Origin of the sequence: Planococcus sp. CAU13, from assembly GCF_000775575.1 — a bacterium.
GTDB lineage: Bacteria > Bacillota > Bacilli > Bacillales_A > Planococcaceae > Planococcus.
Genome location: NZ_JRGN01000203.1, coordinates 1 through 6,422 on the forward strand (window position 1 = coordinate 1; position 6,422 = coordinate 6,422).

Consider the following 6,422-nt stretch of genomic DNA (forward strand, 5'->3'; position numbering starts at 1 on the left):
CTTAACGGGTGCCGTCGCTTTTCTTTATTATCTCCAAACGCTCGTAACAATATTCGTCTGATTACGGTCAGGTCCTACGGAGAAGATCGAAATCTGCACGCCTGTCAGCTGTGCGATGCGCTCCAGGTAATGGCGCGCGTTTGCCGGCAATTCATCCAGCGATTTGCAGTTTGTGACATCTTCCGTCCAGCCTGGAAGCTCTTCATATACCGGCTCACAATCCGCAAGCATGCGGAGATTCGCCGGATATTCTGTGATCAATTCACCTTTGTAGCGGTAAGCTGTACAGATTCTCACCGTTTCAAGTCCAGTCAATACGTCGATCGAGTTGACCGTCAGATCCGTCAATCCGCTGACACGTCTTGCATGGCGTACGACCACGCTGTCGAACCAGCCGATGCGGCGCGGACGCCCTGTAGTTGTTCCGTATTCTTTACCGACTTCGCGGATCTGCTGGCCCACTTCATCGAAAAGTTCTGTCGGGAAAGGTCCGTCTCCTACACGTGACGTATAGGCTTTGCAGACGCCGATAACGTGTGAAATCGTTGTCGGTCCAACGCCTGCTCCGATGGTAACACCGCCGGCAACCGGGTTGGATGACGTAACGAACGGGTAAGTCCCCTGGTCGATATCGAGCATGACGCCCTGTGCGCCTTCAAACAGGACGCGGCGCCCTTCGTCAAATGCATCATTCAGCACTTTAGAAGTATCAGTAACATACTTGGCGATTTCCTGGCCGTACTGGTAATATTCTTCCATGATTTCCTCGACCGTAAAGCCTTCCGTTTCATAAAATTTCTCGAACAGACGGTTTTTCTCTATCAGGTTCATGCGAAGCTTTTCTTCAAATACAACATGATCCAGCAGATCAGCCATACGGATGCCGACACGCGCAGCTTTGTCCATATAAGCCGGGCCGATGCCTTTGCCGGTCGTGCCGATTTTATTGGCGCCGCGGCGTGCTTCTTCCACTTCGTCCTGCTTGATGTGGTATGGCAGAAGAACATGCGCGCGGTTCGAGATGCGCAGGTTTTCTGTCGTCACTCCACGGTCGTGAAGGCCTTTTAATTCTTTCACCAATGCTTTCGGATCTACAACCATGCCGTTGCCGATGACCGAAATTTTATCTTTATAGAATATCCCGGATGGAATCAAATGCAGCTTGTATGTTTCGCCGCCGAAAATAATTGTGTGCCCGGCGTTGTTTCCGCCCTGATAGCGTGCAATCACTTCTGCGTGCTCGGATAGAAAATCTGTGATTTTCCCTTTTCCTTCGTCTCCCCATTGCGTTCCTACTACTACGACTGATGTCATTGTCCGCACCTCCGTCAGGCTTAAAGCCCTTGTATCAAACAGTGTTCATTGTACCAGCGAAAACCGTTGAAGTCAATCAAAAACCAAAGAAAACACGAACATAAATGTGTTTCCACATTTAAACGTTCGTGTTTAGAAAGCGCCACCGGACTCATGCTGACTCCAGTCAATGGTAACGAATTTATTGTATTCTTTCACAAATGCCAGTTTCACCGTACCGGTCGGACCGTTACGCTGTTTGGCAATAATGATTTCAATCATGTTCTGATCTTCGGTTTCCTTATCGTAATAATCTTCCCGGTACAGGAACGAGACAATATCGGCATCCTGCTCAATACTTCCCGATTCCCGGAGATCCGACATCATCGGCCGCTTATCCTGGCGCTGCTCCACTCCACGGGACAGCTGGGACAGAGCGATAACCGGAACTTCAAGTTCTCGGGCAAGGCCTTTCAGGGAACGGGAAATATCCGATACTTCCTGCTGGCGGTTTTCGCCCGCTTTGCCGGTTCCGGCAATCAGCTGAAGATAATCGATCATGATCATGCCGAGGCCGTATTCCTGTTTCAAACGGCGGCATTTAGCACGGATATCGTTGACCCGGATGCCCGGTGTATCGTCGATGAAAATGCCGGCATTCGACAGACTGCCCATTGCCATCGTCAGCTTGCGCCAGTCTTCATTCTGCAAAGCACCGGTACGCAGCACCTGCGCATCGATATTGCCTTCTGCGCACAGCATACGCATGACGAGCTGTTCCGCCCCCATCTCGAGTGAGAAGATGGCGACATTTTCATCCGTTTTCGTCGCGACGTTCTGCGCCACGTTGAGTGCGAATGCCGTCTTACCGACAGACGGCCGTGCAGCCACGATGATCAGGTCGTTGCGCTGGAAGCCTGCCGTTATCTTATCAAGGTCACGGAAGCCTGTAGGAACCCCTGTGACGTCTCCTTTGCGGGTATGCAGCAATTCAATATTGTCGTACGTCTTTACAAGCACATCTTTAATGTGAATGAAATCCCCGGCGTTTTTACGGCTGGACACTTCCATCATTTTCTTTTCCGCTTCCGCAAGCAGTGTTTCCACTTCATCTTCGCGCGTAAAGCCGTCTTCCACAATGGTGGTGGCTACGCGGATAAGGCGGCGCAGCAGCGCTTTTTCTTCGACAATATGGGCGTAATGGCCGACGTTCGCCGCAGTCGGAACCGCGTTGGCGATTTCCGTCAGATACGACAGTCCGCCGACATCTTCCAATTCCTTTTTAGCAGAAAGCTCTTCAGTGACTGTAACGACATCAATCGCTTTTCCGCGATCCGATAAATTGATCATCGTCTGGAAGATTTTCTGGTGCGCGATGCGGTAGAAATCTTCCGGCATGACAATTTCCGCGACCGAAATCAGGGATTGCGGTTCCAGGAATATGGCACCAAGAACCGATTGCTCGGCTTCCTGGTTATGCGGAGGGACACGATCCATTACTTCGTTCATCGGCCCATCTCCTTACGCTTCTTCTGTTACATGAACTTTGAGCGTGGCTGTTACATCGGGATGCAATTTTACCGGCACATTCGTGTAACCCAGTGCTCGGATGGCATCATCCAATTCCATTTTGCGCTTATCAAGTTTCACACCGTGCGTTTTTTCAAGTTCTTTAGCAATCTGTTTCGTTGTGATGGAACCGAACAGGCGGCCGCCTTCACCGGATTTCGCTGTCAGTTCGATCGTCAGATTCTCCAGCTGCTCTTTCAGTTTCTGAGCTTCCGCCAGTTCCTCCGCCAGTTCTTTTTCCTCTTTTTTCTTCTGGCCGGCCAATTGGCTGATGGCTGCCTGATCGGCTTCTTTCGCCAGATTGTTTTTCAGCAGGAAGTTATGTGCGTAACCATCCGCCACATTTTTGATTTCGCCTTTTTTGCCTTTGCCTTTTACGTCTTGCAGGAATATAACTTTCATTCGGTTTGCTCCCCCTCATAAATATCTGTAATTGTTTGCTTTATTAATTGAATCGCTTCTTCGATGGTCGCTTCCGGCATCTGTGTGGCCGCATTCGTCAAATGGCCGCCGCCGCCGAGATTTTCCATGATGATCTGGACATTCACTTCACCTAGCGAACGAGCCGACACCCCGATGCCGCCTTCGCTTCGTTCTGCGACGACAAATGAGGCGTTGACGTCTTTCATTGTCAATAAAATATCTGCTGTCTGGGCGATCAGCACCGGACTGTAGACGCGCCCCGGCTGGCCGTGCGCAATGGCGATGCCGTTACCGACAAATTCCACTGTTTCCACAAGTTTTGCGCGTTCAAGATACGTATCCATGTCTTCTTTTAAAAGACGCTGCACAAGCACGGTATCTGCGCCGTTTGCCCGCAGATAGGATGCCGCTTCAAACGTACGCGCGCCGGTACGGAGTGTAAAACTTTTCGTGTCGACGATAATCCCCGCCAGCATCGCCGTCGCTTCAAGCATCGACAATTTCTCGTGCTTCGGCTGGTATTCGATCAATTCCGTCACCAGTTCGGCTGTCGATGAAGCATAAGGCTCCATATAAACAAGCATCGTGTTGGTGATGAATTCTTCGCCTCTGCGGTGGTGATCGATCAAGACGACCCGTTCCATCCGCTGAAGCAGCCGCTCTTCGATGACCATCGACGGTTTATGCGTATCCACCACCACAAGCAGCGAATTGTCCGTCATATCGGCAAGCGCCTCTTCCGGCGTGATAAACTGCTCGAAAAGATCGGCGTCTTTTTCGATTTCTTCCATTAAACGGCTGACACTGCGGTCGTATTCATCGAAATCGAGGACGATGCGCGCTTTGACTTTGTTCATCGCCGCCATTTTGGCAACCCCTACGGCCGCTCCGATGGCATCCATATCCGGCATCTTATGCCCCATGATAAAGACCTGGTCGCTGTCCTGGATCAAATCGCGCAGCGCGTGGGAAATGACGCGCGCCCGCACCCGTGTGCGTTTCTCGACCGGATTGGTTTTGCCGCCGTAAAATTTCACTTTTCCACTCGGGTGCTTGATCGCCACCTGGTCCCCTCCGCGGCCGAGTACCAGGTCCAGCCCCGACTGCGCCATGCTGCCAAGTTCGACAAGCGATGCCGAACCGGCACCTACACCGATACTCAAGGTGAGCGCCAGATTGTCTTTCGCCGTTACTTCCCGGATGTCATCCAGGATGGTGAATTTCGATGTCTCCAGCTGCTGCAGAATCGATTCATTGAACACCGCCATAAAACGGTCTGACGAAACCCGTTTGACGAAGATGCCATGCGCCGCTCCCCAATCATTGATCAGTGAAGTGACGATGCTGTTCAAATTGCTGCGCGTCTGGTCGTCCATGCCCTGTGCCAGTTCATCGTAATTATCGATGAACAGAATCCCGATCACCGTCCGGTCCGCATAATACAGCGATTCGATTTCCACTTGCTCGGTAATATCGAACAAATAGAACAGGCGGTCATCCGATTTATAATAGACGCGGTATTTGCGGTCACCGAGCGTAACCGTCAAATCCCGGATTTCTTCCGATTTCACCAATGTATGAAAATCATCCGACAGGCTGTAGATCGATTCGCCGATCAGCGTATCGTATTCCAGCACAGAGCTGATGTAGGGATTTGCCCACTCGATATTAAAACTCTCATCTGCCAATAAAATACCGATCGGCATTTCAAGCAGCGCCTCTTCCCCGACTTTTTTCATCCGGTAGGAAAGCGTTTCAATATGCTTTTCGGTCGCTTCATACGTTCTTTTTTCAATCAGCCATGTTAACGCAAAAGCGGCAGCGAAAAGAAAAAAGAATATGGCCCCGGCCAATTCTGACATGAAACCAATCAGAATGGAGGCGATCAGCCCCAATATCAGCAGCGCCAATAGCGGGTACCTCAACTTCCTTTTCCTAAAAAAAGCCGACATTCATTTCAGCTCCTTATTTTCCTTTAAAATCATGTGCCTTTTTGACCCAGCCCCGGATATCGAACCCAAGGTCCACGAGTCCAACGATTATTGTAAACTGCAGCAGCGGAAATGCCAAAATAGTGATGATGACCGCCACCCATTTCGGCCAGCCTTCCTGCTTAATGTAAAAATGGTAGAAAGCGATCCCCTGCAGGAACAGGAGCATCTGCAGGATGACCATCGCGTTGGCGACCGCCAAAAACATCATCGTTCCCGGCTGCAAATCAGACAGAAGTGTAATCAACAATGTGATTAAATAATACCATAATACAGCTTTCGGCAATTTCATTTCTGCAAATGGCTGAAATTTTGGAACCGCGACTCCAAGCCGTTTCAAAATCGGCAAGTTGATCAGCAAATGGAACCAGGCAGTCACAAATACCGCTAAAATAATCAAAGCCGGCAGTGTGATTTCAAGTGATCCGAGTAGTGTACTGGTCATTTCATTGTATTGTTCGATCTGCTCTTCCGTTCCGCCAACCTGCTCCAGCAAGTCGTTGTTTTGTGCAAAGGCGGCTCTGGCAGCCGTGAAAAATTCTTCGATGACGTTGATGCCGAGCAGCCAGATGGCCAGCAGATACTGCAGCATGGCGGACATCAGCAGAAGAATGGATGAGCCCATGAACATATACAGTTTGCTTTTCCCGTAATGGATCGACAAGCCGATCATCAGACTGAAGGGAATATAAAGGAACGCCACCGGCAAAGCCAAAACACCGCCGATCAAAAAGGTCAGCAGGAGCGACACAGCTGCAACCAGCAAAGAAGGTTTCCACCCATATTTTGCGCTGTACCAGGCAAGCGGCAGCGGCAGGAAAAATATTGTAATCGCATTAATAACGGGAACGTACACAGTGACAGCCAGCAATACCGTAAACATGGCCGCCATCAAAGCACCGTTCGTCATTTGTCTTGTCCGTTGATTTTGCATGAAGCTGTAATTCCCCTTCTTTCGGGTATATTTCATCCTTATAATTGTAACATGATTGAAAGTCGGGAACAAAAAACGGAGATAAGCGTCTATTGCTGACTGCCCGAATGCTTCTTTAAAAGTTTACATTTAATTTCTTCAATTAAACTCTGTTAGATAATCGCTATTACGCAAAACAGCTGCGCTTTCCTGAGGGCTCGCGCTGAGCTAAC

General features: G+C 49.9%; 5 protein-coding genes. All 5 read right to left on the bottom strand.

What is annotated here, in order from left to right; genetic code table 11:
• Positions 1-27: 27 nt before the first annotated feature.
• Positions 28-1,314, bottom strand: a complete 1,287-nt coding sequence (locus KW93_RS09075; protein ID WP_033542687.1) for an adenylosuccinate synthase — start codon at positions 1,312-1,314, stop codon at positions 28-30.
• Between the two features lie 132 nt (positions 1,315-1,446).
• Positions 1,447-2,802: a replicative DNA helicase gene (gene dnaB / locus KW93_RS09080; RefSeq protein ID WP_033542688.1), complete on the bottom strand. Its 1,356-nt coding sequence runs from the start codon at positions 2,800-2,802 to the stop codon at positions 1,447-1,449.
• A 12-nt stretch (positions 2,803-2,814) separates the two neighbouring features.
• The gene (rplI, locus tag KW93_RS09085) at positions 2,815-3,264 is read right to left on the bottom strand and encodes a 50S ribosomal protein L9 (RefSeq protein ID WP_033542689.1); all 450 of its coding nucleotides are present in this window, start codon (positions 3,262-3,264) and stop codon (positions 2,815-2,817) included.
• A complete protein-coding gene (locus KW93_RS09090) occupies positions 3,261-5,237 on the bottom strand; it encodes a DHH family phosphoesterase (protein WP_033542690.1) in 1,977 nt (658 codons plus the stop codon). Before KW93_RS09090 ends, rplI begins: the two co-directional genes overlap by 4 nt.
• Before the next feature lie 13 nt (positions 5,238-5,250).
• On the bottom strand, positions 5,251-6,210 hold the full coding sequence (locus KW93_RS09095; protein WP_033542691.1) for a YybS family protein: 960 nt from the start codon (positions 6,208-6,210) through the stop codon (positions 5,251-5,253).
• Positions 6,211-6,422 lie beyond the last annotated feature (212 nt).

Excerpts from the sequence above, each read along its gene's own strand:
- rplI (WP_033542689.1), bottom strand. The coding sequence starts at position 3,264 with ATGAAAGTTATATTCCTGCAAGACGTAAAAGGCAAAGGCAAAAAAGGC.
- KW93_RS09075 (WP_033542687.1), bottom strand. The coding sequence starts at position 1,314 with ATGACATCAGTCGTAGTAGTAGGAACGCAATGGGGAGACGAAGGAAAA.
- dnaB (WP_033542688.1), bottom strand. The coding sequence starts at position 2,802 with ATGAACGAAGTAATGGATCGTGTCCCTCCGCATAACCAGGAAGCCGAG.
- KW93_RS09095 (WP_033542691.1), bottom strand. The coding sequence starts at position 6,210 with ATGCAAAATCAACGGACAAGACAAATGACGAACGGTGCTTTGATGGCG.
- KW93_RS09090 (WP_033542690.1), bottom strand. The coding sequence starts at position 5,237 with ATGTCGGCTTTTTTTAGGAAAAGGAAGTTGAGGTACCCGCTATTGGCG.